A 24,956-nucleotide genomic window follows, 5' to 3' on the forward strand; every position below is an offset into this window, starting at 1 on the left:
GCGTCACGCACCGTTCACCTCGCGCACCTAGGGTCGGGCGGGTGACGAGCACCTGGCAGTTCCGGATGCTCGTACCCCTGGTCGCCGGAATTGCCGGAGCCGCCCTGTCCTCTGTCGCGATCACGACGCCGCCGGTCTGGTTCGACGAGGCCGCGACAGTGAGTGGAACGACGCGATCCATCCCGGAGCTGCTGAACATGCTCGGCAACGTCGACGCCGCGCACGGCCTGTACTACCTGCTCATGCACAGCGTCTTCGGCGCCGTGGGCTACAGCCCGCTGTCGCTGCGCCTCCTGAGCGCGGTCGCGGTCGGCGCCACGGCAGCAGTGGTGGTCGTGCTGGACCGGCAACTGCGTCCGGGTTCGCTGGGCATCGTGGCTGGCGGCGTGTTTTGCGTGCTTCCGCGCGTGACGTGGATGGGCGGCGAGGGCAGGTCATTCGCCCTCACGGCCCTGGCGGCGGGCATCCTCTCCCTCGTATTGCTGCTCGCACTGCGCCGCCGAACTGTGCTGCCGTGGGTTCTGTATGCGGTCGTCGCGGTGATCGGATGCACGCTGTTCGTCTACTTCGCGCTTGTCGTGATCGCGCACGGGGTGAGCGTCGCGCTGCGCGAACGCCGGGCATTGCTGCCGTGGGCGCTGTCCTCAGCGGGCGCGGGGATCGCGCTCATCCCTTTCGCGCTGCTCGTCGCGACGCAGGGATCCCAACTGCCGGCAATGCCAGAGCTCGACGACGGTGCGGCCCGTGACGTGCTCGTCGGGCAGTGGTTCGGCTCGAGCGTGCCTCTTGCGGCTGTCGCCGGGGTTCTGCTCGCGCTCGGGGTGCGGACAGGATGGCTCGTGGTGCCTGCCCTCGGAGTGCCGACTCTCGGGCTGCTCGCGGCAGGACTCGGCAATCCGGAGCTGTACCAGTCCCGCTATTTGGGGATGGTCACACCGTTCGTCGCACTCGGAATGGCGGCGGGGATCGCCGCGCTCCCCCGAAGACCGCTGGCAGTGGTGGCGTGTGCGCTGGTCGTCGGGCTCGCGATTCCGCAACTGGCGGCGGAACGCTCAGTCGACGCCAAGAAGGACACGTCGTGGGCGCGAGTGGCGGCCGAGATCTCGCAGCAGCGCGCGGGTTCGGCGCAGGCCTCCGGCATCGTCTTCGGCGAACTCGCGCCACACACTGCTGCCACGGCGCGCGTCATCGCGATCGCGTATCCGGTCGCCTTCGAGGGGCTTCGCGACGTGACTGTCGAACAGTCAGGAGCTGAGCTCGGCGAACTGTGGAGCACCTATTCCCCGCTCGATCCCACGAGCAGAAAGCTGTTCGGCCTCGACTCGGTGTTCCTCCTCGGCACGGACACGGCCGCGAATGCCGCACTTCTCGAGGAAGCGGGGTTCACCCTCGACCGCACCTGGGACGACGATGGCGTGCAGCTCGTGACGCTCAGCCGCTAGGCGCCCTTCACGAGCGACGGCGCCTGCTCGTCGACAGGCCTGACCACAGCCTTGAGTCGCGAGCGCACCCGTCGCGCGAACCGCACGCCGCCGCGCAACGGCAGGCCGACGCCGAGCGCCAAGTATCCCCCGATGCTCGTGTCGTACTGGCCGAGCGCCCGCTTGCGATCCCAGATGCGCCGGATGTTGCCCCCCAGCGTCGCGCGAAACTGCGGCCGCAGCGCGAGAGTTCCCCGGTTGCGCAGGGCGACGCCCTCTTCGATCGTCGAGTCGACCGTGTTGGCCGAGGCATCCTGCAGGTAGTTCTCCGCAAGCCACCGAGGATCGGGCGTGGGAAGGTCGTCAGTCAGCAGTCGCTCGGAGTTGCCGAGCAGCCCGCTGCCCTCGAACACGACGTTGATGAGCGCGGGGCTCACCCCGAAGTCGTCGAGCACGAGCGACGGCACGCCCATGGCGATCGCCTCGATGACCGCCGTCGAACTCACCGTGACGAGCCCGGCTGCCCGGTCGAGGTGGCGCGACATCGGTCCCGTGGAGATGACGAGGTTCTCGGGCCGATCCTCGAGCGATTCGAGCAGCACGTCGAACGGGTACCGCTCGGCGTGAGTCTGGGGCTCGCCCGCCATTCCCCTGAGTTTGATGATCACGCGCCGCTCGGGCCTGGCCCGCGCAGCGCGGGCAAGCGACTCGAGCAGTTGCTGCCGCTCCTCCAGCTGCCGGGGCACCTTCGCCTGCGCCGCGAACACGATATCCGTGCCGCCATGACCCGACGCGGGCAGCGCGGAGAGATACGGCAGGGTCGCGAGCGCGAATCGCTGCTCGATGCCCCACTGGGCCGCGAGCGCCTCGAACTCCGCGATCTCGCGCTTGCTGTGCAGGATGACGACATCCACCTGGGAGCGGTAGTAGAGCGCGAGCAACGTCGCCGGGAACGAGATGCCGGGCAACCCGCTCACGATCAACGGCCTGTCGCGGACGGCGGTCACGATCATCCGGATCAGCACTCGTACGACCGGTCCGCGCACCGACAGCAGAACGACGTCAGGCCGCTCCGACGCGATCAGCGCCGCCAGGTCGGCGAGGTCGACGAACGGCGAATCGTCAGCGGTGAATCCCGTGTCGGCCAGCGCTGCCGTGAGCTGGTTGCGGCTGGGCAGCGCCGGCGTGCGGATGATCGTGAGGCTCTTCTCCCACTCGGTCGGCAGCTGGCCCAGGATCGCCGCGCCCCACTTGATGTACGAGTCGGAGTCCGCGATCCCGAGTACTTTCACGCGACGACTCTGCGCAACTTCTCCATCGACGGGATCTCCCCGGGGAATACGCGCTTGACGCCGTCGCCCAGGGCCTCTTCGATGATCCGGATGTCGCGCACGAGGTGTTCGAGACCGGCGGGTTCCAGCGATGCCGCCTGGTCGGAGCCCCACATCGTGCGGTCGAGCGTGATGTGGCGCTCGACGGCAACGGCACCCAGCGTGACCGCGGCGAGCGAGATCTGCAGTCCGCGCTCGTGTCCGGAGTAGCCGACGGGAATCGTCGGGAAACGGTCGGCGAGCGTGGTGATGACGCGAAGGTTCGCCTCTTCCGGCGACAGTGGGTAGGTCGAGGTGGCGTGCAGGACGATGAGCTTCGCGGGGTCGAACATGTCGACAGCGCGATCGATCTGATCCATCGTCGACATGCCCGTCGACAGGATGATCGGCTTCCCTGTGGCGGCGAGCGCGCCGAGCAGCTCGAGGTCGGTCACCGAAGCCGAGGCGACTTTATGGGCGACCACGTTGAGGTCTTCGAGGAAGTCGACAGACGGGACGTCCCACGGTGAAGCGAACCAGTCCAGCCCGCTCAGGTTCGCGTAGTCGCCGATCTCGAGGTACTGGTCGCGATCGAATTCGACCCGGTAGCGGTAATCGAGGTAGCTCATCGTGCCCCAGGGAGTCTCCCGCGGAACCGAGCGCATGTGCTCCGGCGTCGAGATGAGAGGGGTGCGCTTCTGGAACTTCACGGCCTGCGCGCCGGCCTCGGCGGCCACGTCGATGAGTCGCTTCGCGATCTCGACGTCACCGTTGTGATTCAGGCCGATCTCGGCGATGACATAGACGGGATGACCCTTGCCTACGGGGTGGGCAGCGATCGAGACCATAATTCCTCCAGAGTTGGTTGTGCTGAGCCAGGGGCGGTGAGAATGCGGTCGGCGACCTCCCGGATCGCTCCGTGGCCGCCCTTCGCGGAGAGCGTGACGCGGGCGGCGGACAGCACGAGTGGATGCGCGTCGGCCACGGCGATGGGCCATCCGACGAGCGCCATGCAGCCCAGGTCGTTGACGTCATTGCCCACGAACGCGACGCGCTCCAGGTCGACGTCGCGCTCCAGCGCCCAGGTGGTGAGTGCTGCAGCCTTGTCGTCGATCGACTGCAGCACTTCGACCTGGAGCTTTTGCGCGCGGGCGGAGACGATGGGATTGGTCTCACTCGAGATGATGAGCAACCCGATTCCCGCTCGACGCAACAGGGAGAAACCCATGCCGTCGGCGCGACTCGCGGTCACAGATTCGGTGCCGTCGGCCGAGACATGCACACGGTCGTCGGTGTGCACCCCGTCGAAGTCGGTCACGACCGCGTCCACCTCGATGGCGGCGCGCGGGGTCAGCATGGGCGCGACCCGGGTGGCGAGTTCCAGGTCGTCGGCTGAGTCGATGTCGATCGATCCGAGGTCGTCGACCACGGCGATGCCCACGCGCCCGAAGAACCTGAAACCCGAAGACCGGAAGCCGGCGGCATCCATCACATAGAACGCGCCGGTCTCCTGGAACTGGGGCTCGAGGTCCTGTCGGCGAAGGCGCACCGACGCATCGTGATTCACGCCCACGGCGCCGGATTCGGTCAGCCGCCAGAGGAACGCGTGGGTCCTGCGGGCGGCGAAGACGACATCACACTCGTCATCGGCGACACGCGCGACGGCCGCGTCGAGATCCACGGGATCGACGAAGGGCGAGGTGGCCTGGATGAAGACCAGCACGTCGGCCGACCATCCGAGGGTCTCGAGAGCGTGCGTGAGTGCGGCCTCTGAGCTCGCGGTGTCGGTGGAGAGCTCGGCGGGCCGGTCGATGACTGTCGCCCCTGCTGCCCGGGCTGCCAGCGCGATCGCCGCGTCATCGGTGCTGACATAGACGTGGTCGATGCTCTCTGCTGCGAGCGCTGAGGCCACGGCCCTCGCGACCAGCGAGACGCCTCCGACCCTGCGGAGGTTCTTGCCCGGCACGCCTTTGGAGCCCCCGCGAGCCGGGATGACGGCGACGACGACCTTTGGTGTGTTACCGGTCGAAGGCGTGGTCATCCACACAAATTACGAGCCGAAGGAATACGCCGGACTACATCCCGGTGAACGGAGAGTGAGGTTCAGGCAAACCCGACTGCGCCCCTGTTGCTACGCAGGATCTCCCTGAGGCTGTCGACGATGCGCGTTGCCCGCACGTCGTCGATGGCCTCCATCTGGTTGGTCAGGAACGCGAATCCCACCCCGGATTCCGGATCGGCGAACGACACCTGTCCGCCGGCACCATCGTGCCCGAACGCCCGGTCACCGGTGTAGCGACGGGCCTCGCTGTCGAGCTGGAAACCCATCCCCCACCGCGGCCACGGCCCAGGGACATCCCAGACCGGGCTGCCCTCAGACTGCGTCACTGTGGCTTCGGCGATGACGTCTGGTTCGAGAAGTCGCACTCCGTCGGTCTCGACGATGGTCGCCGACCAGATGCTCGCAAGCGCCCGAGCCGTGGCGATGCCCCCGGCTCCCGGAATCTCGGCCGACTGGATGGCCGGGCTGTTGAAGTCTTTATCGACGGTCACGAGCGCCGGATCCAGCGCACCTCCGAGCGTCATGGCCTGCTCACTCCAGTCGATGACACCCGGCGTGCGGGCTGCAGCCTGGTTCACGATCAGCGTCGCGAGAGTGGATCCCACGTGCATGTGCGCAACGCGATCATGCAGCCCCTCGGGCAGCCCGATCCACGCGTCGGCGTGAAGCGGTTCCGCGATGAGCGAATGGAAGTACTCGCCGACACTCTGGCCGGTGATCCGCCGGATGACCTCGCCGATCAGCCACCCGTGCGTGAGTGCGTGGTACGCGTATCCCGTGTCGGGTTCCCAGAGCGGTTCCTGTGCCGCGAGGCTCGCCACCACGAAGTCCCAGTCGACGATCTGTTCGGTGGTCATCGACTCGCGCGGGGCGGAGAGGCCGGACCGGTGCGAAAGCAGGTCCTTGATGCGCACGTCGGCCTTGCCCGCCGCCGCGAACTCCGGCCAGTAGTCGGCCACCCTGTCGCCATAGCCGAGCCTGCCCTCCTGCACGAGTCGGGCGGCGAGGATCGAACTGATGCCCTTGGTGCACGAGAAGATCACACTCGGAGTCTGCTCGAGCCACGGTGCTGCCGTGCGCTCGTGCGAGACCCCGCCCCAGAGGTCGACGACCCGCTCGCCATCCACACGGATCGCGAGTGCGGCTCCCATCTCGGGCTTGCCGTCGAACGCGGCCTCGAACGCCGCCCTCACTGAGTCGAATCCTGGGGCCGAAGCTCCGGAGATGGTGACGGTCATACGAGTTCTCCCCTTATTGCTGACGATGCGACTACAGAAAAGACCAGTGGTCCGTGCGGCGACGACCACTCGACGGGGATCGGATCAGACAGTGCGCCGACGAATCGGCCGTCTTCAGTGCTGTTCTCGAAAGCCAGCATGACCCAGCCGCCGGTGCGGTCCCGGATGACGCGGCCGCTGTACAACGACTCCGGAGCGAGAAGCGTCGCCCGTTCGGCGGGGTACGGCCCGGCCTCCGAGTCGACTTCGAGCGCCCAGATCCCTCCGGCCAGGCCCGCACGCCGACCGGCCAGCGCCGAGCTGTCGCAGCTGAAGAGAAGGATCGCGCGCGACCCGATCGTGGCCACCTGCGGAACTTCGAGGTGCGTGAATCCTGAACCCGGCTTCGAGAGAGGTGGCTGCACCCGCCAGGTGTCGAGATCGCCGGATGTGGCGTGCGCGATGACCCCGCGGTCGAGCTCGTCCCCGTGGTTCGCTCGCGCCGTCAGGATCATGTGCCAGCCGGTGCCCTCGGGGTCAGCGAACACCCACGGGTCCCGCCACGCCTCTTCGGGCCAGCTCGAGTCGCCGAGGGTCTCATACCAGCGGCTGTCCGCCGTCAGAATCGGACCCGGCGATTTCGACCACGAGTGCAGGTCGGTCGACGTGGCGACCCCCACGGTCTCGACGTTCGCGTGCGAATCGGGCGAGAGGAAGCGTGAGCCGGTGTAGAACATCCGCCAGACTCCATCCGGCCCCTGCACCACACTTCCCGTCCACGTCGCAGTCTCATCGAAATCACCGGCGACACCGTGCCCCAGCACGACCCCGAGATCCGTCCAGGTGGCGAGGTCGCGTGAGACCGCGTGCCCGACCCTGGCGTTGCGGTGCCGGAGGTGCTCATCGCCCAGCGATGTCGGGGCATGCAGATAGTACATGTGGAACAGGTCGCCGTCATCGGCCAGCCAGAAGTCCCACACCCAGTGGGTGTCGAGGGTGAATGTCATCGTGTCGATTCTTTCGAGGGGCGTGACGAAGCGATCCGCGGGTGGCGGTGCACGCTGGTGCCGTCAGCCCTTGACGGCACCCTGGAGCAGAGCGGCGATGAACTGTCGCTGGAAGATCACGAAGATCACGATGGTCGGGACGATGATGATGAGCGCCCCCGCGTTCAGCAGGGGGATGCTGGAGTAATACTGCCCCTGGAAGAAGGTCAGCGCCCCGGCCACGGTGCGGTTCAAGGGGTCGGCGATCAGCACGACAGGCAGGAGGAATTGGTTCCAGGTCCACAGGAACAGCAGGATCGCGAGCGCGGAGAGCGCCGGGCGCGCCAGTGGCAGCTGGATGCGACGGAACTCCTGGAACGTCGTGGCACCGTCGACTCGCGCCGCCTCCGACAGCTCGGGCGGAACGCCGATGAAGTGGGCGCGCATCCACACGACACTGAACGGCATGTACAGACCGATGAGGGGAAGGATCACCGCCCACTGGGTGTTCAGCACGCCCAGCGCCTGGATCTCGTAGTACAGCGGAATGATGAGGGCTTCGAACGGGATCGTGAGCCCGAGAATCAGGAAGATGAAGATGAACCTGCCACCACGCACCCGCAGGTTTCCCAGGGCGTAGCCCGCCAGCGTCGCGAAGACGAGACTGATCGGCACCACGAAGATGACGATGAACAGGCTCGAGCCCATCAGCCTCCACACGTTCCCGGTGTTGAAGGCCGTGACGAAGTTGATCCACTGCGGATCGGTCGGGAAGGTCAGCCCCGTGGGGTTCGTGTCTGCCGGCTGCAGCGCCGCAGACAGCATGTTCACCAACGGGATCAGAGTGACAATTAGGACGAGGATGAGCACCACGCGTCCGACGACTTTTTCGGTCCTGTTGACAATCATCGGTCGTTCGCTCTCGCCAGTCGTTGGATGGGAAGCACACAGGCCAGCACGATCACCATGAGCACGATGCCGAAGGCAGACGCGAGCCCGACGTCACTTTGAGTGAATCCGATCCGATAGATGGAGATTCCGGGAACGAGAGTCGCGCGACCGGGCCCTCCGAGGGTCGTCGTGTAGATGATGTCGAAGCTGCTTAGTGCAGCGATGATCGTGATGGTCACGAGCACCGCGATCTCCTGGCGCAGGCCTGGGATGGTGATGGTGACGAACTCGCGCCACCAGCTCGCGCCGTCCAGTCGCACGGCTTCGTAGAGCGACTGGTCGATCTTTCCGATTCCGGTCAGGAACAGCACTGTGCACAACCCGGTTAGCACCCATGAACCGATCAGGCCGACCGCTGGCAGCGCTGTCTGGAAGTCTCCGAGCCAGGGTCGGGCCAGAAAACCGAGACCCACCGCGTTGAGCAGCTGGTTGACGGCACCGGTCTGGGCGTACATCCACGACCACGCGATGCCGGCGGCAGCCAGCGGGATGATCTGGGGAAGGAACAGGATCGTCTGCGACAGGCTCGAGAAAGGCCCCGGCTTCATGGATCGGATGAGGGTCGCAAGTACGAGCCCTGACGCGACCGGGATGATCGTGAAGAAGGCGATCAAGACGAAGGCGTTGCCGATCGAGGCGAGAAGCGTCTCGTCGGTGAACACCCGGATGTAGTTGGCGAGGCCGACCCACTCCGAGGGGCCTACCCCATTCCACTTGTAGAAGGAGTACTGGATGCCGAGGATCAGCGGGTAGATCACGAACCCGCAGTAGGCGATCAGGGCGGGGAGGGAAAACAACCATCCCCGGAGGATTCGCCGTCGGGCTGCTGCGCGAGCAGCAGCCCGACGGGGCGCAATCGATGTCGTCACGTCAACTTTCCTTAATCACGCCAGGCACATGATCGCGTGCTGCCGAAGTGTAGATCTCGATTGCGGTCTTCCACGATCAGCCGGCTAGTTCGTCTTCGTAGAACTTCTGGACGGCTGTCACGAAGTCCTGGCCGCTGATCTGGCCGGTGACCAGCAGCTGCGACTCCGGGATGATCGCTCCGGCGTAGATGCCTGCTGTCGCATTGGCCATGAAGTCGACCTGCCCGTCATCGGCTGACACCTGGGCAGACATCGCGAGGGCGTCCTCGATCAATGATCCTGCTGCCACCGTCGGTTGTTCCTGCGACGGGTCTCCACCCGGTGACGCGCCTGTGACGTCGGTGACGATCTGCCGGGCCTCCTCGTTAGTGTGTAGCCAGTTGAGGAAGAAGGCGATCTCGTTGAGGTTCTTCGGGCCCGCCGCCACCGAGAAGGAGTTGGCCGCGCCCATGGCGACATACTTTCCGCCCTCCTCCACCGGCGGCACGAGGAAGAACGCGACGTTGTCGCCCATCTTCGCCTGAGTGTCGGCCGCTGCCCAGTTGCCGTTGAAGGTGAAGAGACCCTCGCCACCCTGGAAGCGACTCACGAACGTCGCGTAGTCGATCGAGTTGATGTCGCTCGGGAAGTAACCGGCATCCGCCCACTTCTTGATGAGCTCTGCGCCCTGAACATTGCCGGGCGTGTCGTAGGTCGCACCAGGCTCGTTCAGGATCCAGTCCATCATCTCCTTCGGGTCTGCGTACTGGTTCATCGCGGCCTGCACGACGAAGTTCACGACGCCGTCTTTGTCGCCCTCCATCATCGGAAGCACGCCGCCGGCCTTCGCCGTGGCGAAGTCCTCTTCGAGCTCAGCCAGCGTCGACGGGGGTCCGTCGATTCCCAGCTGGTCTGCGAGCTGCGTGTTCATGTAGATACCGGTAATGCTGTATCCGAGACCGAGCTGGTAGAGCGAACCGGATCCTCGGATCCCCTCTTCGCTCATGCGCAGTGGTGCGAGCTGTGCTTCGGACCAGGAGTCCCACCCGTAGGCGTCGAACCAGGCGTCGAGGTTTGCTAGCAGGCCATCCTTGACGGTGTCGCCGATGGTGGGGAGGCGGATGAGGTCGGGCGGAGTATCGCTCGCGAGCAGCTTCGGCGCGTTCGCCGTGAGGTTCGCGAAGGTGTCGCGCGTCACGTTGAACGTGACGTTCGGGTACTGCCTGGTGAACTCGGCGGCGAGATCGTCGGTGAGGGGGAAGCCCGTCTCATCGGCGATCGTCAGCACGACATCCTCGGTCGTGAGCTCGGTGCTCACGTCGACGGAATTGGTTTCAGCGGGGCCGGAACTGCCCGGTGCGCAACCGGCCAGGGTGATGGTGGCCGCGGTAGCGATCGCCGCAAAGGCCACGGGTCCACGCCCGAAACGGGCGCGGGGTCGGGAGGATGACATCTCGTTGACTCCTTTGTCTTCTGTGATTGTGCAGACTGTGGCCTTCCATCGACACCCCTGGTAGGTGGAGATGGGCCTGAATGTGGGCCGGTGTATCGACATCACTGTCGATTGGTGCGTGCTAAATCCTTTTAGCACTACTAATATTGCGGTGGGCGCTTCGGGTTGTCAAGCATCACCTCGAGATCGCTACTATGCGGACATGGGAAAGGACGGCTCGATGGCGAGCAAGAGAGCGACCCTTGCCGATGTAGCGCGGCTCGCCGGACTGTCGCCGACCTCCGCCTCCATGATTCTCAACGGGCGCCCGGATACGCGGCTCTCACAGGACGCGCACGATCGCGTCAACGCCGCGGCTGAAGCACTGGGCTACCGACCGAACATCGCCGCCCGCGGGCTTCGCACCGACAAGACCCTGACCGTCGGATTCATCTCCGACCTCGTCGCGACCACCCGTTTCGCGAGCGGACTGATCAAGGGAGCACTCGAAGCGGCCGAAGCCGCAGGGCACGTCGTGCTCGTGCTCGAAACCGGCGGTGATCCCGCGAGGGAGGCCGAGGCGATCGCCGCGGTGCTCGACAGACAGGTCGACGGGATCATCTTCGCGACCATGCGAGCCCGCGAGCTTTTCGTGCCGGACCTGCCAGCGGGCACAGCCGTCGTGATGCTGAACGCGACGAACCCGCGATTCCCGGCCTCCGTGCTGCCCGACGAATTCGAGGGTGGCGCCCAGGCCGTCCGGTTGCTCGTGCAGGCGGGTCACCGATCGGGAATCGCGCTCATGGGACAGAACGACGACGTGGAGAGGGATGCGTTTCGATCGGCGACAGTGTCTCGCCGCGTGGCTGGCATCCGAAGCGCCATGGAGTCAGAGGGTCTCACCTTCGTCGCCGAGGAGTCGATCTGGCTCTGGGAGCCCGACGAAGGCTACCGGGCGACCCGGGCCCTGTTGGAGCGACGGGACGACATCCGCGCGCTGCTGTGCATGAACGACCGCATCGCGTTCGGTGCGTACCAGGCCCTCACCGAAGCCGGATTGTCTGTGCCCCAGGATGTCTCGGTCGTCTCGTTCGACAACGACGAGCTCGCCGCCTACCTCCGGCCGGGCCTCACGACCGTGGGCCTGCCCCACGTGCAGATGGGAAAGCGCGCGGTGGAGGCCCTGTTGTCAGACCACCCGACCGGCCAGATCCTCGTCCCCATGCCGGTCGTCCTGCGGTCGTCGATCGCCGCCGCTCCCGCCTGATTCATCCTCGAGGTCGGCTTCCGGCCGTTGCGAACACGTCACGGCCAGGAGAGCGCGGGCCCCACGTACGTTCCGCACCACTCGATGAGGGGCTCCACGCGTTCCCACGTCGCGAAGATCGAGGTCGCCGGAGTGGAGACCGGCAGCTTCTCGAGGGCCGCGAAGTGCTTCAGTCTCAACAACTCGATGCTGGGATGATCTTTGTCGTAGCCTCGCGGCGCCGTCGTCAACGCTGGGCCTGCGAATTCGAATCCGCGTCTGGCCAGGTCCGACACGATGTCACGAAGCGCTGACGCAGCGAGAGGCTGGGAATCGATGGCTGTGCGGGCGCGCTGGAGCTGGTCGCGGCTGGGACCATAGAGCCCTCCACCGACCTCGAGCCCTTCCGCAGTCAGGCTGAGGTAGACACCTCCGACGGTTCCGGCCCACATGCTCGCGTTGGTGCGGTACGGCTCCTTATTCGCACTGAACCGCACATCCCGGTTCGGTCGCATGACACGGCCGCTGCCATACTTCGCTTCGGCCGCCCCGAGCAGGTCCTCCATGGGCTGGCGGATGCTGCTCTCGTACTCGGCCCGGTGCTCGTCGAAGAACTGTTTGGTGTTGTCTTTCTTCAGTCGAGCGAAGAAGTCGAGCGCGCCCGGGCCGAATCCGTCGAACGTCATGTGCGGACGCTGTCGCGGCTATTCGCTCTCGAGGTCGGTCGGTCCGTCGTCGGAATCGTCGGAGTGCTCGTCGTACACGGGAGTCGCCTCGAGGGGCTCAGAACCTTCGGGCCCGGCATAGTGACCGGTCGGCTCGACCGGCTCTCCGGCCACAGCATCGTTGGTCACGATCTCTTCAGGGTCGATCGACTCGTCGGGATACTCGAAACCTGTTCCTGAACTCATGATGTCCTCCGTTGCCGAGGTCGCGAGGTGCGTCCTCACATCCAGTGTCGCAGGAAGCGGGGCAACCTCGAGCACTGGGGCGGACTCAGTCGCTGTCCGCCATCGTCGGGCTGACGATGATTTTCACTGCTGTTTCTTTGTGGTTGATGAGGGTCTCGAAGCCGTCCTTCACGAGCCTGTCCAGCGCGATGCGGCCCGTGATGAACGGTTCCAGGTCGATCTTCCCCGCCTGCACGAGAGCGATGGTCGCCGGATGGTCGTTGACGTACGCGATAGTGCCACGCAGGTCGATCTCCTTGAGCACGAGCTTCTGCATGTCGAGCTTCGCCGGGGAACTCCAGATCGAGACGTTGACGATGACGCCGGCGGGCTTGACCGCGTCGAAGAGCTGGTCGAGCACGGCGTTGATGCTCGAGCACTCGAACGCGACGTCGGCCCCTGCGCCGTGGGTCAGCTCGAGCACTTTCGCGACAGGGTCCTCCGAGAAAGGGTCGATGACGTGGTGCGCGACACCGGTCGCAAGAGCCATGGCGCGGCGAGCGGCTCCGGGCTCGGACATGATGACGGTGATGCCTTCTGCCGCGAGCACAGCGGCAAGCAGAAGACCGATGGGACCGCCTCCACCGACGAACGCAGTGTCACCCTTCTTCGCACCGCTCCTCACGAAGGCATGGTGGCCGACGGCAAGCGGTTCGATCAGAGCGGCCTGATCCAGCGGGATATCGCCGACAGGATGCACCCACCTGCGGTCGACGACGACCTTCTCGCTCAGGCCACCACCGCCGCCGGCGAGGCCGATGAACCCCATCTTCGTGCACAGGTTGTAGTGTCCAGCCAGGCAGGGCGCGCACTCGTCGCAGACGAAATACGGTTCGACGACAACACTGTCGCCGACGGTGAGATCGGTGACACCCTCGCCGAGGGCGCTGACGGTTCCGGAGAATTCGTGACCCATCGTCACGGGAACCTCCTCGCGGGTAAGGGGGTGAGGCTGATGTGCGGCCGGAATGAAGATCGGGCCCTCGAGGTATTCGTGCAGGTCCGTGCCGCAGATTCCGCACCACGCAATGTCGATCGCCACCGCCCCCGCACGCAACTCCGGCGCCGGAATGTCGTCGATTCGGATGTCGTCGCGACCGTGGAAACGTGCAGCCTTCATGGGATCAACTCTTTCTCTCGCTGGATATCTGGTGCGTTCCATGAACGGATCCAGGCGGGAGTCGTGCTGAGGCAGCCACGGCAATCCCTGGTCGATCGCGGATCACGTTCCGCTGCCAGGGTTTGGAGCAACTAGCTGGACAGTATCACGCCGCGGTGTAGCCCGACATCGCCGCGGTGACGGCCATTTTCACGGTCGAGCCGCTGTGGCGATCTCGCGCACCCTGACGTCACGGTTGCTAACCTGTTTCGCCACAGACCTGATGGTCAGATTTCGATCTCGCGCATAGGTCCGCAGCAGGCCGAAGGCATCGTCCATGTTCAGGGAAAGTTCGTTGGCGATCACACCCTTGGCCTGTTCGATCATGATCCGGCTGTCGAGCGCGCGGTGCAGTTGCTCCTCCATGAGATGGCTCTCACGGATGACCCGCTCCTGGAGTATCCCGATGGTGGCGACATCGGCGAGCGCCTGCGCCACCGCGGCATCCCTCGCGTTGACCTCGCCGGGATGGGTGCCGAACAGGTTCATGGTGCCGATTATTCTGCCCCTCAGCTTCATCGGTGTCGCCAACACGGACCGGAACCCGTGCTGCGAGGCCGCGGCACGGAAGGCGGGCCAGAGTGCCGAGTCGGAGATCTCTTTCACCGAGACCGCCGTGCCCGTTCTGAAGCAATCGATGCAGGGCCCGGCCGAGGCGTTCAGCTGCATCACCTCGACGAAGCCGGCCGCCTCGCTCGTCGATGTCATGAGCTGGAGTTCGCCGCTGCCATCGACGAGCATGAGCCCGCCGGCCTGCATCCCGAGAATGCCGACACACTCCTGCACGAGGGTGTGCAGCAGGTCCACCATGTCGTAGTTGGTGGTGAGCGTGTCAGCGACCGCGACGAATGCAGCGTTGACACGGGTCTCGCGGGAGGTGCCGTCCATGCTGTTCTCTTCCTTCGGTGTCAGCGAGGCAGGTCATCGAGTCTGAGCGTGCGCTCGACGACCTGGTGCGATGGTGACGGCACTGCGTGCGCCCCGAACAGCTTCGATGAACCGTCGCTGGATCTGAGAACCCCGGCAGGTTCCGGAAGAGTCCGGGTGGACGTGACCGCCGTGCCGCAAGACTAGTCGGATGATGAGAATTGTGCCCGCGGGATCCGCTCGGGCCGGCGTCGAAGGCGAGATGCCGATATGACCGGGACCTTCCCTCGAGAGCGCACCGCGACCGCGAATGCGCGGTACCGTTGAGGCATGGTCATTCGCACAATCGGCGTCCTCGGTCTCGTCGCACTCTCCGGCATCGGCATCGTGGTCATCCTGACCGCTCTGACGATCATCGCCGCGATCGCGTTCCCCGACCTGGTGCCGAACTTCTCGAACGAACCCGTCCTCACGAAGTAGCGACTCGTGCGGCGTTAGCTATTCGGGGTCGGTCGGGGTCCCCGTGACCGGCTTCGTCGAGATGGTCACCGAACCACTGCCGCCAGCACCGGATGTCGCCGCGGCTCTGGCATCGCCATCCGGAGCCGTCGAATAGGCCTGACGCAGCGCGACGGGGTCGACGTGCGTACCCGACTTCTTCTCCTGGCGTGACTTGTAGGTCAGGTTCAGGGCCTCGACGATGATCGCGAACGCGATCGGAACGTAGATCAGGGCCTTGTCGATCTTCACCTCGAAGCCGTCGGCGATCAGGGTCACGCCGATCAGCACCAGGAAAGCAAGCGCGAGCATCTTCACGGTGGGGTGCTTGTTGACGAAGGCGAAGATGTATTTCGACGAGAAGAGCATCACACCGAACGACAGCACCACGGCGACGATGATCACCAGGAGGCTGTCGACCATGCCGACGGCGGTGATCACCGAGTCGAACGAGAAGACGATATCGAGCAGCAGGATCTGGGCGATGACGGCCCCGAAGGTCACGGCCTTGCCATTGCCACTTTTCTCCCCGGCCCCTTCGAGCTTCTCGTGGATCTCGAGCACGGCCTTGTAGATCAGGAACAATCCACCGACGATCAGGATCAGGTCGCGTCCCGAGAAGCCCATCCCGAACAGCTCGAACAGGTCGTTCGTGAGCGAGATGATCCACGACGCGAGAAAGAGCAACCCGATTCGGGTGAGCATGGCCAGCGACAGTCCGAGGTTGCGGGCCTTCGCCTGCTGCTCGGCCGGGAGCTTGCTCGCCAGGATCGAGATGAAGATGACGTTGTCGATGCCCAGCACGATCTCCAGCACGAAGAGTGTGAGGAACGCGACGATCAGGTCGGGAGAAAGCTCAAGGGATAGGTCCACAGCAAAACACTATAGAAGCGAGGGCGCCCGAATCTACAACTCGCCACATCATGAGCACGGATCAGCGGGCGGTGCCTGTCGCGGCGTCGCGGAGCTCGGGGTCGAGGTCGTCTCCGGCCTCGAGCAGCCGCGGCAGCAGTTCGCGCTCGAGGGTGGTCGCACGGTAGCTCAGCTCGATCGTCACCTCGTGATACGGGCGATGGATGACCGTGATCTCGTCACCCGCACCGATGAAGCCCGGCGTGACCACGCTCAGGTACGCGCCGGGGCGTGCAGCGGCCGTGAACGTCTTCACCCAACGGGCCTCGCCGACCCATCCGCTGAACGTCCTGCACGGCAGCCGTGGCGTGGTGACCTTCAATTGCACGGTGTCGCCGATCTGCCAGATCTCGCCGAGTCTCGCCCCGTTGACGTCGAGCCCGTGTGTCGTGAGATTCTCGCCGAAGAAACCGTTGGGCAGTTCGCGCTCGAGCCGCGCCTCCCAGTCATCCAGCTGCTCGCGACCGTAGGCGTAGAGGGCCTGCGAATCCCCGCCGTGATGGCGGGAGTCGCCGACGAAGTCACCCACGAGCCCGCTGCCGAGTCCACCCCGTTTCGGACCGGGAGCACGCACTTCCCACCGGCCTGGCTGCGCGAGTTTGTTGATGCCGGTGAGCCGGGCATCGGTGTGAGGGTTGGGCGCGCTCGACCCGATGTTCACCGAGGCGAGGCTCGCACCGGTCACGGGTTCGCCACCTCGAACGTGTTGCACGCGTTCGGGCCGCCGTTCAGGCCGGTCGTGAACCACTGCTGGCGCTTCTCGCTCGAGCCATGAGTCCAGGTCTCCGGGGTGACCTGACCCTGGGTGGACTGCTGGATGCGGTCGTCGCCGACCGCGGATGCCGCGCTGAGCGCATCGGCGATCTGCGCATCGGTCACGGGGTCGAGGAAGGTCGCACCGGTCTCGGACTTGATGGTGGACGCGGCGCCCACCCACGATCCGGCGAAGCAGTCTGCCTGCAGTTCCAATCTCACGGAGTCGGATGACGGCCCCGAGGTCTGCAGGTCGAGACCGTCCATGATGCCCGTGGAGTTCTGGATGTGGTGACCCCACTCGTGCGCGATCACGTACATCTCCGCGAGCGGGCCGCCCGTGGAGCCGAAGCGGTTGCGTAACTCGTCGTAGAAGGCGGTGTCGACGTAGATGAGCTCGTCGGGCGGGCAGTAGAACGGACCGGTTGCGCTGGTGGCGCCGCCGCATCCGGTATTCACCTGCCCCGTGAAAAGCACGACGTTCGTGGTGCGGTAGGTCTGGCCGAGGGCCGGCAACTCGCCCTCCCAGTAGGTGTCGAGGGAGTCGGCCGCGCCGGCGATCCGGCAGTCGATGCCGTTGTTGGCGGCTTCGGCCGTGGTGCATTCGGTGAGAGGTTCGCCCTGCTGGTCACCGCCGGTGGTGCCCCCACCGGCGAGCCCGGTCAGGTCGACCCCCAGAAACTGCGAGGCAACGAACAGCACGACGACGAGCAGACCACCGCCGCCACCGACCGCGATGCCGGTGTTGCGGCCACGCCGGGACACCTTGTCGGGATTGATGCGCGCGTTGTCGTTGAACGTCATAGTCCGACGGTACTACCAGCGACCCTCTCTACCAGCGACCCTCCGAGGAGCGCTGGATGATCTCCACGAGCTGGTCACGCAACGTCTCGGGGTGCTCGAGCCGGGGAAAGAGCTCGGCTTCGAGGTCGCGGGTGGATGCCCACGCCGCCGTTCCCGCGTCGGTCCTCGTCACGATCTGCCGTCGACGGTCGCGGGGATCGGCTTCGCGACGCACGAGCCCCTCGCGCTCCAGGCGCTCCACCGTGCGCGACATCGTCTGGTTCTCGACCCTCGCGAACCGCGCGAGCTCGGTCTGGCTGAGCGGACCGCCATCGAGGAAGTGCAGGGTGATGAGCCCCGCGTGAGTGAGTCCGCGCTGCTCGAGGGCGTCATTCCACGAGTGCTCCACGAGCCGCGCCGCCATCGACAGCAGCCGCCCGAGCGGCCAGTCGTCGACGGACTCTGACATGCGACGCCCCCAGTGCTACGGTAATTTAGTAAGCCAGCTTATCAATTGCCGCCCGGGAGGCCACCATGAGGGAAACACGCGACGTCGTGCGCCAGATCACCGTCGGCGCGAGCGCGGTCATCGCCGTGATCGGGTCGTTCGTCGGTTCGGGCGCAGCGGGCGGCACTCCGATCCAGGATGCCGCGGGCGGTGCCCTCAGCGCGACGTCGACGCCCATCGCGCCAGACACTCCGGCCTTCTCGATCTGGAGCGTGATCTACCTCGGGCTCATCGCGTACGCGGTCTGGCAGTTCCTGCCCAGGCAGTCGAGCGCGGAGCGACACCGTCGACTCGGATACTGGGTCGCGGCATCCCTCATCCTGAACGCGGCCTGGATTCTCAGTGTGCAGTTCGACCTGCTGCCGCTGAGCCTGCCGATCATCGCCCTGCTTCTCGGTGTGCTCGGTTGGTCGTTCGTACTGTGCCTGAGGTACCGGCCGAGCGGCGCGATCGATGCCCTGCTGACCGACGGCACCATCGGTCTCTACCTCGGCTGGGTCAGCATCGCGACCGCCGCCAACGCCGCCGCGGTGTTCACCGCCGCGGGATTCGACGGCTTCGGGCTGTCTCCGGATGCGTGGGCCGTGCTTGTGCTGATCGTCGCGTCCGCCGTCGGAGTGATGCTCGCCATCATCGGGAAAGGGCGCATCGCTCCCGCGATCTCGCTCAGCTGGGGAATAGCCTGGGTCGCCGTCGGGCGGCTCACGGGTGAACTCATCTCCACACCGGCCGGCATCGCGGCCATCGCGGCCGTCATCGTGATCGTCGCCGTCACGGCGATCATCCGGCTCACGAGCGGTGCGGTGAAAGCAGCATGAGCGAGACCGCCGCCCCCGACCGCAGGCGCTGGATCGGCCTCGTCTTCATCAGCGTCGCCGTCGCCCTGATCATCGTCGACTCGACGATCGTCAACGTCGCGATCCCGTCCGTCGTCGATGAGCTCGGCATCACCTCGACGCAGGTGCAGTGGGTGCAGGAGAGCTACACCCTCGTGTTCGCCTCGCTGCTGCTCGTGTTCGGCACACTCGCCGACCGGTTCGGTCGCCGCCGGATGCTGCTCATCGGCGTCGTCATCTTCGCGCTCGCCTCGATCCTCGCCGCGCTGTCGTCCAGCGGAGACCTGCTGATCGCGTCACGGCTCGTGCAGGGCATCGGCGGCGCCATGATCCTGCCGTCATCGCTGTCGATCATCAACTCGACGTTCCGCGGCAGGGAACGGGCCATCGCCTTCGCGGTCTGGGGTTCGACCATCGGAGGCATGGCCGCTGTCGGCCCCCTGCTCGGCGGCTGGCTGACCACCTATTTCTCCTGGCGCTGGGCGTTCGGCATCAACGTCCCTCTCGGTGTGATCATCGTCATCGGTGTGCTCGTGTTCGCGCTCGAATCACGCGAGCAGGGTGCGCCAAGGCGAGTGGATATCGTGGGAGCCGCGCTGTCTGTCGTGCTCTTCGCTTCCCTCGTCTTCGGGCTCATCGAGGGCCGCACATTCGGCTGGTTCTTCAGCGACACCCCGCCGGCGTTCTGGACGCTGGATGTCTCCCCGATCCCGTTCGTCTTCGCCCTGACTCTCGTTTCCCTCGTGGCGTTCATCGCGTGGGGGCTGCGCCGGGAGCGGGCCGGCCAGTCGACGATGCTCGCGTTCGGGCTGCTGCGCATCGCCTCGTTCCGCAACGGCAACATCGCCGCGATGATCGTCTCGCTCGGTGAGTTCGGCATCATCCTCTCCCTTCCGCTGTGGCTGCAGAACGTGCTCGGCTACGACGCGCTGCAGACCGGACTGGTCATCCTCGCCCTCGCCATCGGTTCGTTCGTGGCCAGCGGATTCGCCGGCGCCTTCGGCAACCGCATAGCGCCGGTGCTGATCGTGCGGATCGGCATCATCGCCGAGATTGTCGGCGTCGTGATGGTCGCGCTCTCCATCAGCCCGGATGCGCAGTGGTGGCAGGTCGTGCCCGGCCTCTTCGTCTACGGTTTCGGTGTCGGAAGCGCGACGGCCCAGCTGACGGGCGTCGTGCTGATGGACGTGCCGGTCGAGCAGAGCGGGCAGGGCTCCGGTACACAGTCGACGGCCCGCCAGGTCGGTTCGGCGCTCGGCATCGCCATCCTCGGCACCATTCTGTTCTCCTCGCTCGGCGCCGGACTGGCCGCCAGGCTCGACGACCGACCCGAGATTCCCGAAGCTGCGCGCATCCAGATCGTGGATGCTGTCGTCGACTCGGCCGGCACCGCGATCCCCGGGCTCGATGCTCAGTCTCCGGATGCCGCGGCAGACGCACGCGCCGCCTTCAGCGACGCGACCAGGTACGCGGCCTTCGCGGCCGCCGGCTTCCTGGCGCTCGGGTTCCTGGCGACCCTCAGGCTCGGGGAATCGCGACCGGTGGAGTCGCGCGAGAAGGCAGCAGCCGAACCGCAGCGCCCCTAGGCCTCCCTCGACGACGGACTAGTGGCGGCCGCGCCGGCGGAACACGCGGCGTACCCGCTCCGCTACCGTCACGGGCGGCGGCTCGTTGTATTCGTGAGCGAACTCCTGGCCGCTCATCCGCTGAATCGCTTCCATCACATCGTCGGTAGCGGTGCGCCTGGCGCGACCCGAGGTCGCGGGCCCGTGGGCGGACAGGTCCATCGGAGCCCCGAACTCGACCGTCACGCGCGCCAGTTTGACCCACTTCGCGCCCGGGGGCTGCAGGTTCTCGGTGCCGGTGAGCGCAACAGGGATCACGACACTGCCGGCGGTGAGTGCCAGCCACGCGACGCCGGTCCGGCCACGGTAGAGCCTGCCATCCCGGGAACGCGTGCCCTCGGGGTAGATCGCGAAGGCGCCACCGTCCTGCAGCACCTTCAGTCCGCTGTCGAGAGCCTCCTGCGCGGCGTGGCCAGCACCACGTTCCACCGGGATCGCTCCGATTCCGGTAAAGAAGGCCCGAGACATCCATCCCTTGACGCCCGTGCCGGTGAAGTACTCGGACTTTGCGAGAAAGGAGATGGAGCGGGGGGCGACGAGAGTCACCACCACGCTGTCGATGAACGAGAGGTGGTTACTGGCGAGCAGGACTGCCCCTGTCGTCGGCACATTGTTCTTGCCGATGATGCGCGGGCGGAACACCAGTCGTGCGACCGGCGCGAAGAACGCCCGAGCCATGAATTTGATCATCGGGTCAAGCCTAGGCGCGCTTTCCTTTTACGAGGCTTTTCTCGTCGACCGGCGCGGTTCCCGCGTCGCGGTGGGCACGATAGTAGTCACGCGCTTCATCCTGGCGCGCTTTCTCCGCACCGAGCGCGATCGGTGCCCCGATGTGCTCAGCGGTAAATTCGAAGGCAGCGACCAGATCGAGCGCGTGGCCACGAAGCCGCGGCAGCAGGCGGTCATCGATGTACGACGTGATCGCCTGGGCGCGCTGGCCCGAGATGCGGCCATGGATGAGGTACCACGCGGCGTTCTTCTCGATCAGGGAGAGGCCGAACAGGTCGCGCAGCCAGGTCAGCACCTGCCTGGTGCCGGCATCCTCGATCGCGTTCACGCCGTCGGTGAATGCCTCCCACTGCAGCAACTCGCCGTGGGCTCGCGCTGCTTCGATGAGCGCGTTCTGGTGGGAGTTGAAGAGGGCAGCAGCTTCCACTTTGGCGAGTCTGGATGCCGGGCGGAGCCGTGCCGCGATCTCGGCGATCATGGTCTGCACCCGGTCGGTGAGCAGCTGGCGCTGCGAATCCTCGTCGCGGATGTTGCCGACCGATCTCGCGGTCGAGCCGAAGTCGCGCACGCTCTGCGCGAGCCCCCGCAGTCCGGTGCGGTTGATGGCGGCCTCGTTGACCTGGTCGACGACGAACTGCGCCATGACGCCGGGGCCGGCGTGGGCGAACTTGCGGCTGTAGTCCGTGAGCAGTCGCTTGGCCACCAGCTGTAGCAGCACATTGTTGTCGCCCTCGAACGTGGCGTAGATGTCGAGGTCAGCACGCAGGGACGTGAGGCGGTTCTCCACCAGGAATCCCTGCCCTCCGCAGGCCTCGCGAGACTCCTGCAGGATGTCGAGAGCGGCCCACGTGCTCAGCGGCTTGAGCGCTGCGGCGATCGTCTCGAGATCCTGGCGGTCGGCATCAGTGTCGTGCGCGCCGCTGAAGACGTCATCGAACTTGGCGAGGAACACCTCGTGCGCGAACGACATCGCGTACGTGGTGGCCAGTCGCGGCAGCAGCCTGCGCTGGTGGCGCTGGTAGTCGAGGATGACCTCCTCGTTCGACTCGCTGCCTGCGGTGAACTGCCGGCGCTCCGATCCGTAGGTCACGGCGATGGTGAGCGCGAGCTTGCTGGCCACGACGGCCGCGCCATCCAGCGACACCCTGCCCTGCACGAGTGTGCCGAGCATGGTGAAGAAGCGGCGGCCGGGGCTCTCGATCGGTGAAGAGTACGTGCCGTCCTCAGCGACGTTGCCGTAGCGGTTGAGCAGGTCTTCGCGAGGGATGCGCACGTCGGTGAAGTGCAGTCGACCGTTGTCGATGCCGTTTAGCCCGCCCTTGAGGCCGTCATCCTCGCCGCCGATTCCCGGCAGGAAGCCGTTGTCGTCGCGCAACGGCACAAAGAAGGCGTGGACTCCGTGGTTGACGCCCTGGGTGACGAGCTGGGCGAAGACGACAGCGGCGCGGCCATGGACTGCCGCGTTGCCGAGGTAGTCCTTCCAGGCGGCGCGGAACGGGGTGTTCAGGATGAACTCGCCGGTGTGCACATCGAAGGTCGCCGTGGTGCCGACAGCCGCCACATCCGATCCATGTCCCGTCTCGGTCATGGCGAACGCGCCGGGGATCTCGAGGTTCATGATGCCGGGCAGGTACTTCTGGTGGTGGATCTCGGTGCCGAGGTGCATCACGGCAGCCCCGAACAGTCCCCACTGCACGCCGGACTTGATTTGCAGCGAAGGGTCGGCGAGCACGAGCTCCTCGAATCCGGCGATGTTGCCGCCGTGGTTCTCGTCGCCGCCCACCGACTTCGGGAAGGCGCGGTGCACAGCCCTTTCGTTGACCAGCACGTGCAACTGGCCCATCGTGCGCTCACGGTGCTCAGCCATGGACTGGCCCTCGATGCGCTTCACGTCGGGGCGTGCCGCGAGCGCCCGCGCGGTGCGACGCACGTCTGCCCAGCGGCCCATGAGGTGCTCCCCGAGGGCTGCGACGTCGACCGTCGGAGTCGCTGGGGACTGCGGGTCGGCGATCGGTGCTGACTGTGCGGGGCGGTCGGTGAGCTGGGTCATGAAACTACGGTACGTCCGGCCCTTCGCGACCGCACGAAGTCGGTAGGGAGGCACCAAACGGCGGTCGGGACGGTCTTCCGGGGCTTGTGGATACCCCACAATTTCAGATCGCGCGGTTTGTGGGGTAGCGATATGGTCGAGACAGGATCTAGATCGTGGCGATCTCTGTGAGTCGCCAGTCGAGGGGGAACTTTTCCCAGTCGACCATCCACTCGTTCTGTCCGCTGGGCGCGGGTGTCCAGGTGGTCCAGCCGCGCTGTCTGGCTTCGATCCACCAGGTGACGGGTGTGCACAGGGATACGACCTGATTGTCGGTGTCCCAGTCGGCTGTTCCGATCGCACCTTCGCAATCGCGGACCAGCGGTGGGCCGTCTGCTTCTGAGCAGTTCACTAAAACGCCGTCCGTCCCCGGGCCCTGGACCAGGAGCCAGTCCGGGTTCCAGGTGCCGTCATTGTTGCCAGCGCCGTGTGTCTTGAGTGTCCACATTTTGATCGTTTTCTGAAGCGAGTTGAAGTCGAATGATCGAGTGCCCATCACGCCGGGCCTCACCCCATTGCTCCAGCCCCACCAGGTGATCAGCTCTTCCGGGGCGTGAAGCCCGACAGCGCCCAGCTCATCCTGCACCTGCTGGCGGGCGAGACCAGGAAGGAGTGCATCCCGAACTGAGACCCCGAGCCTCGTGGTCTCGACATCGAGAAAGTCCAGCAGTTCTTCCAACAGCTCTGGAGACGCACCGACGACGGTCAGCCCCTCATCGACCGTCACAGTCTCGGGAAGGATCATGGGTCCCACGATAGCGAGGGGAGCCCCGCGCGACTGGCCCCGGCCGGCCGGTTCCTCTTCGCAAGAATTTACAGTTGCGCGGGCTTCAGTATTGAGGGATTTGAGTGAGTCGCCATTCGAGGGGGAACTTTTCCCAGTCGACCATCCACTCGTTCTGTCCTCCTGGCGCGGGTGTCCAGGTGGTCCAGCCGCGCTGTCTGGCATGGATCCACCAGGTGACGGGCGTGCACAGGGATACGACTTGGTTATCGGTATCCCAGACCGCGGTTCCTAGCGCCCCGTCGCTATCGCGAACCAAGGGAGGGCCGTCCACGGCTGCGCAGCTCACCAGAACGCCATAGTTTCCTGGACCCAGCACACGCAGCCATTCCGGGTTCCAGGTGCCGTCGTTGTTGCCGGAGCCGTGAACTTCCCGGGACCAGGAGCCCAGCGTGGTCTGGAGCGAGTTAAATTCGAATGATCGAGTGCCCATCACACCCGGCCTCACGCCATTGCTCCAGCCCCACCAGGTGATCAGCTCTTCCGGGGCCTGAAGCCCGACCGCTCCGAACTCATCCTGCACCTGCTGGCGGGCGAGACCAGGAAGGAGTGCATCCCGAACTGAAACCCCCAGCCTCGTGGTCTCGACATCGAGAAAGTCCAGCAGTTCTTCCAACAGCTCTGGAGACGCACCGACGACGGTCAGCCCCTCATCGACCGTCACAGTTTCGGGAAGGATCATGGCTCCCACGATAGCGATGGGATCGCCTGGCGCGACCGGCGCCGACCGCCATAAGCAGAAACCGGCCGACCCCGAGGGGCCGGCCGGCAGTTTCTGCGATGCAGGACTTAGTTGTTCTTGACGGCGTCTTTCACGTCTTCGACGCCATCCTTTGCTGCGGCCTTGACCTGGTCGGCCTTGCCCTCAGCGACGAGCTTGTCGTTATTGGTGACGTTTCCGACAGCTTCCTTGCCCTGGCCGAGCAGGTCGTGTGAGGCGTTCTTGATCTTGTCGTCTGCACCCATGAGATGCTCCTTTCGATTGTGGTG

Annotated in this window: 26 protein-coding genes; 5 read left to right on the plus strand and 21 right to left on the minus strand. The window is 65.7% G+C overall.

The features are described from left to right. The first annotated feature begins 41 nt into the window (after positions 1-41). The gene (locus tag IWX81_RS06695; protein WP_199280553.1) at positions 42-1,442 is read left to right on the plus strand and encodes a glycosyltransferase family 39 protein; all 1,401 of its coding nucleotides are present in this window, start codon (positions 42-44) and stop codon (positions 1,440-1,442) included. Here the strand turns inward: IWX81_RS06695 and IWX81_RS06700 are convergent. The 8 genes from IWX81_RS06700 to IWX81_RS06735 all read right to left on the minus strand — a co-directional run bounded on the left by IWX81_RS06700 (position 1,439) and on the right by IWX81_RS06735 (position 10,248). After that, entirely contained in the window at positions 1,439-2,713 is a 1,275-nt protein-coding gene (locus IWX81_RS06700) for a DUF6716 putative glycosyltransferase (RefSeq protein ID WP_199280554.1), read from the minus strand. The two genes, IWX81_RS06695 and IWX81_RS06700, sit on opposite strands and share 4 nt — an antisense overlap. Further along, on the minus strand, positions 2,710-3,579 hold the full coding sequence (locus IWX81_RS06705) for an N-acetylneuraminate synthase family protein (RefSeq protein ID WP_442977635.1): 870 nt from the start codon (positions 3,577-3,579) through the stop codon (positions 2,710-2,712). Before IWX81_RS06705 ends, IWX81_RS06700 begins: the two co-directional genes overlap by 4 nt. Continuing rightward, the gene (locus tag IWX81_RS06710; protein ID WP_199280555.1) at positions 3,552-4,772 is read right to left on the minus strand and encodes a cytidylyltransferase domain-containing protein; all 1,221 of its coding nucleotides are present in this window, start codon (positions 4,770-4,772) and stop codon (positions 3,552-3,554) included. The genes IWX81_RS06705 and IWX81_RS06710 overlap by 28 nt, the downstream gene beginning before the upstream one ends. 62 nt (positions 4,773-4,834) lie before the next feature. Then, a complete protein-coding gene (locus IWX81_RS06715; protein WP_199280556.1) occupies positions 4,835-6,031 on the minus strand; it encodes a serine hydrolase domain-containing protein in 1,197 nt (398 codons plus the stop codon). Further along, on the minus strand, positions 6,028-7,017 hold the full coding sequence (locus IWX81_RS06720) for a glycoside hydrolase family 68 protein (RefSeq protein ID WP_199280557.1): 990 nt from the start codon (positions 7,015-7,017) through the stop codon (positions 6,028-6,030). The genes IWX81_RS06715 and IWX81_RS06720 overlap by 4 nt, the downstream gene beginning before the upstream one ends. A 63-nt stretch (positions 7,018-7,080) precedes the next feature. Continuing rightward, a complete protein-coding gene (locus IWX81_RS06725) occupies positions 7,081-7,905 on the minus strand; it encodes a carbohydrate ABC transporter permease (protein WP_199280558.1) in 825 nt (274 codons plus the stop codon). Then, the gene (locus tag IWX81_RS06730; RefSeq protein ID WP_442977641.1) at positions 7,902-8,804 is read right to left on the minus strand and encodes a carbohydrate ABC transporter permease; all 903 of its coding nucleotides are present in this window, start codon (positions 8,802-8,804) and stop codon (positions 7,902-7,904) included. The genes IWX81_RS06725 and IWX81_RS06730 overlap by 4 nt, the downstream gene beginning before the upstream one ends. 88 nt (positions 8,805-8,892) lie before the next feature. Continuing rightward, positions 8,893-10,248 (minus strand): ABC transporter substrate-binding protein, encoded by a 1,356-nt coding sequence (locus IWX81_RS06735; protein ID WP_199280560.1) that lies wholly within the window; start codon positions 10,246-10,248, stop codon positions 8,893-8,895. A gap of 202 nt (positions 10,249-10,450) precedes the next feature. On the opposite strand from IWX81_RS06735, the gene IWX81_RS06740 reads away from it, so the two are divergent. Continuing rightward, a complete protein-coding gene (locus IWX81_RS06740) occupies positions 10,451-11,494 on the plus strand; it encodes a LacI family DNA-binding transcriptional regulator (RefSeq protein WP_334593412.1) in 1,044 nt (347 codons plus the stop codon). Between the two features lie 38 nt (positions 11,495-11,532). Here the strand turns inward: IWX81_RS06740 and IWX81_RS06745 are convergent, their stop codons facing one another. The 4 genes from IWX81_RS06745 to IWX81_RS06760 all read right to left on the minus strand — a co-directional run bounded on the left by IWX81_RS06745 (position 11,533) and on the right by IWX81_RS06760 (position 14,470). Next, positions 11,533-12,159, minus strand: a complete 627-nt coding sequence (locus tag IWX81_RS06745) for a DUF2461 domain-containing protein (RefSeq protein WP_199280561.1) — start codon at positions 12,157-12,159, stop codon at positions 11,533-11,535. Between the two features lie 18 nt (positions 12,160-12,177). Then, positions 12,178-12,384 carry a hypothetical protein gene (locus IWX81_RS06750; protein WP_199280562.1) on the minus strand — a complete coding sequence of 69 codons (207 nt, stop codon included), beginning with the start codon at positions 12,382-12,384 and terminating at the stop codon, positions 12,178-12,180. 85 nt (positions 12,385-12,469) lie between these two features. Continuing rightward, positions 12,470-13,543 (minus strand): 2,3-butanediol dehydrogenase, encoded by a 1,074-nt coding sequence (locus IWX81_RS06755; RefSeq protein ID WP_199280563.1) that lies wholly within the window; start codon positions 13,541-13,543, stop codon positions 12,470-12,472. Positions 13,544-13,732: 189 nt separating this feature from the next. Next, complete coding sequence (locus tag IWX81_RS06760) at positions 13,733-14,470, minus strand: GAF and ANTAR domain-containing protein (protein ID WP_199280564.1); 738 nt, start codon at positions 14,468-14,470, stop codon at positions 13,733-13,735. 309 nt (positions 14,471-14,779) lie between these two features. Between IWX81_RS06760 and IWX81_RS06765 the strand changes: the two genes are divergently transcribed. Beyond that, positions 14,780-14,929, plus strand: a complete 150-nt coding sequence (locus IWX81_RS06765) for a hypothetical protein (RefSeq protein WP_199280565.1) — start codon at positions 14,780-14,782, stop codon at positions 14,927-14,929. An 18-nt stretch (positions 14,930-14,947) separates the two neighbouring features. Here IWX81_RS06765 and IWX81_RS06770 read toward each other — a convergent pair whose 3' ends face one another. The 4 genes from IWX81_RS06770 to IWX81_RS06785 form a co-directional block, all read right to left on the minus strand. Further along, entirely contained in the window at positions 14,948-15,820 is an 873-nt protein-coding gene (locus IWX81_RS06770; protein WP_199280566.1) for a TerC family protein, read from the minus strand. 61 nt (positions 15,821-15,881) lie between these two features. Beyond that, entirely contained in the window at positions 15,882-16,544 is a 663-nt protein-coding gene (locus IWX81_RS06775) for an MOSC domain-containing protein (RefSeq protein ID WP_199280567.1), read from the minus strand. Then, entirely contained in the window at positions 16,541-17,416 is an 876-nt protein-coding gene (gene ypfJ / locus IWX81_RS06780) for a KPN_02809 family neutral zinc metallopeptidase (protein WP_199280568.1), read from the minus strand. The genes IWX81_RS06775 and ypfJ overlap by 4 nt, the downstream gene beginning before the upstream one ends. Before the next feature lie 28 nt (positions 17,417-17,444). Continuing rightward, entirely contained in the window at positions 17,445-17,864 is a 420-nt protein-coding gene (locus tag IWX81_RS06785) for a MarR family winged helix-turn-helix transcriptional regulator (protein WP_199280569.1), read from the minus strand. Between the two features lie 65 nt (positions 17,865-17,929). Here IWX81_RS06785 and IWX81_RS06790 point away from each other — a divergent pair, with 65 nt between their 5' ends. Further along, on the plus strand, positions 17,930-18,721 hold the full coding sequence (locus IWX81_RS06790) for a tryptophan-rich sensory protein (RefSeq protein WP_199280570.1): 792 nt from the start codon (positions 17,930-17,932) through the stop codon (positions 18,719-18,721). Continuing rightward, positions 18,718-20,325, plus strand: coding sequence for a DHA2 family efflux MFS transporter permease subunit (locus tag IWX81_RS06795; RefSeq protein WP_199280571.1), 1,608 nt, complete (start codon positions 18,718-18,720; stop codon positions 20,323-20,325). The genes IWX81_RS06790 and IWX81_RS06795 overlap by 4 nt, the downstream gene beginning before the upstream one ends. An 18-nt stretch (positions 20,326-20,343) precedes the next feature. Here the strand turns inward: IWX81_RS06795 and IWX81_RS06800 are convergent, their stop codons facing one another. From IWX81_RS06800 to IWX81_RS06820, 5 genes are all read right to left on the minus strand, one after another. Beyond that, positions 20,344-21,054 (minus strand): lysophospholipid acyltransferase family protein, encoded by a 711-nt coding sequence (locus IWX81_RS06800; RefSeq protein WP_199280572.1) that lies wholly within the window; start codon positions 21,052-21,054, stop codon positions 20,344-20,346. A gap of 10 nt (positions 21,055-21,064) precedes the next feature. Beyond that, positions 21,065-23,143, minus strand: coding sequence for an acyl-CoA dehydrogenase family protein (locus tag IWX81_RS06805; protein ID WP_199280573.1), 2,079 nt, complete (start codon positions 23,141-23,143; stop codon positions 21,065-21,067). Between the two features lie 148 nt (positions 23,144-23,291). After that, positions 23,292-23,927, minus strand: coding sequence for a hypothetical protein (locus IWX81_RS06810; RefSeq protein ID WP_199280574.1), 636 nt, complete (start codon positions 23,925-23,927; stop codon positions 23,292-23,294). A gap of 85 nt (positions 23,928-24,012) precedes the next feature. Beyond that, the gene (locus IWX81_RS06815) at positions 24,013-24,648 is read right to left on the minus strand and encodes a hypothetical protein (RefSeq protein ID WP_199280575.1); all 636 of its coding nucleotides are present in this window, start codon (positions 24,646-24,648) and stop codon (positions 24,013-24,015) included. A 107-nt stretch (positions 24,649-24,755) separates the two neighbouring features. Next, a complete protein-coding gene (locus IWX81_RS06820; protein WP_199280576.1) occupies positions 24,756-24,932 on the minus strand; it encodes a CsbD family protein in 177 nt (58 codons plus the stop codon). Positions 24,933-24,956 lie beyond the last annotated feature (24 nt).

The sequence above is a fragment of the Salinibacterium sp. CAN_S4 genome (genome assembly GCF_015752305.1).
Taxonomy (GTDB): domain Bacteria; phylum Actinomycetota; class Actinomycetes; order Actinomycetales; family Microbacteriaceae; genus Rhodoglobus.

Bases quoted from the DNA above. Each gene is read 5' to 3' on its own strand.
- IWX81_RS06705 (WP_442977635.1), bottom strand. From the start codon at position 3,579: ATGGTCTCGATCGCTGCCCACCCCGTAGGCAAGGGTCATCCCGTCTAT.
- IWX81_RS06795 (WP_199280571.1), top strand. From the start codon at position 18,718: ATGAGCGAGACCGCCGCCCCCGACCGCAGGCGCTGGATCGGCCTCGTC.
- IWX81_RS06810 (WP_199280574.1), bottom strand. From the start codon at position 23,927: ATGATCCTTCCCGAGACTGTGACGGTCGATGAGGGGCTGACCGTCGTC.
- IWX81_RS06735 (WP_199280560.1), bottom strand. From the start codon at position 10,248: ATGTCATCCTCCCGACCCCGCGCCCGTTTCGGGCGTGGACCCGTGGCC.
- IWX81_RS06760 (WP_199280564.1), bottom strand. From the start codon at position 14,470: ATGGACGGCACCTCCCGCGAGACCCGTGTCAACGCTGCATTCGTCGCG.
- IWX81_RS06710 (WP_199280555.1), bottom strand. From the start codon at position 4,772: ATGACCACGCCTTCGACCGGTAACACACCAAAGGTCGTCGTCGCCGTC.
- IWX81_RS06820 (WP_199280576.1), bottom strand. From the start codon at position 24,932: ATGGGTGCAGACGACAAGATCAAGAACGCCTCACACGACCTGCTCGGC.
- IWX81_RS06725 (WP_199280558.1), bottom strand. From the start codon at position 7,905: ATGATTGTCAACAGGACCGAAAAAGTCGTCGGACGCGTGGTGCTCATC.
- IWX81_RS06745 (WP_199280561.1), bottom strand. From the start codon at position 12,159: ATGACGTTCGACGGATTCGGCCCGGGCGCGCTCGACTTCTTCGCTCGA.
- IWX81_RS06785 (WP_199280569.1), bottom strand. From the start codon at position 17,864: ATGTCAGAGTCCGTCGACGACTGGCCGCTCGGGCGGCTGCTGTCGATG.
- IWX81_RS06790 (WP_199280570.1), top strand. From the start codon at position 17,930: ATGAGGGAAACACGCGACGTCGTGCGCCAGATCACCGTCGGCGCGAGC.
- IWX81_RS06750 (WP_199280562.1), bottom strand. From the start codon at position 12,384: ATGAGTTCAGGAACAGGTTTCGAGTATCCCGACGAGTCGATCGACCCT.
- ypfJ (WP_199280568.1), bottom strand. From the start codon at position 17,416: ATGACGTTCAACGACAACGCGCGCATCAATCCCGACAAGGTGTCCCGG.
- IWX81_RS06765 (WP_199280565.1), top strand. From the start codon at position 14,780: ATGGTCATTCGCACAATCGGCGTCCTCGGTCTCGTCGCACTCTCCGGC.
- IWX81_RS06715 (WP_199280556.1), bottom strand. From the start codon at position 6,031: ATGACCGTCACCATCTCCGGAGCTTCGGCCCCAGGATTCGACTCAGTG.
- IWX81_RS06755 (WP_199280563.1), bottom strand. From the start codon at position 13,543: ATGAAGGCTGCACGTTTCCACGGTCGCGACGACATCCGAATCGACGAC.
- IWX81_RS06805 (WP_199280573.1), bottom strand. From the start codon at position 23,143: ATGACCCAGCTCACCGACCGCCCCGCACAGTCAGCACCGATCGCCGAC.
- IWX81_RS06800 (WP_199280572.1), bottom strand. From the start codon at position 21,054: ATGATCAAATTCATGGCTCGGGCGTTCTTCGCGCCGGTCGCACGACTG.
- IWX81_RS06720 (WP_199280557.1), bottom strand. From the start codon at position 7,017: ATGACATTCACCCTCGACACCCACTGGGTGTGGGACTTCTGGCTGGCC.
- IWX81_RS06740 (WP_334593412.1), top strand. From the start codon at position 10,451: ATGGGAAAGGACGGCTCGATGGCGAGCAAGAGAGCGACCCTTGCCGAT.
- IWX81_RS06815 (WP_199280575.1), bottom strand. From the start codon at position 24,648: ATGATCCTTCCCGAAACTGTGACGGTCGATGAGGGGCTGACCGTCGTC.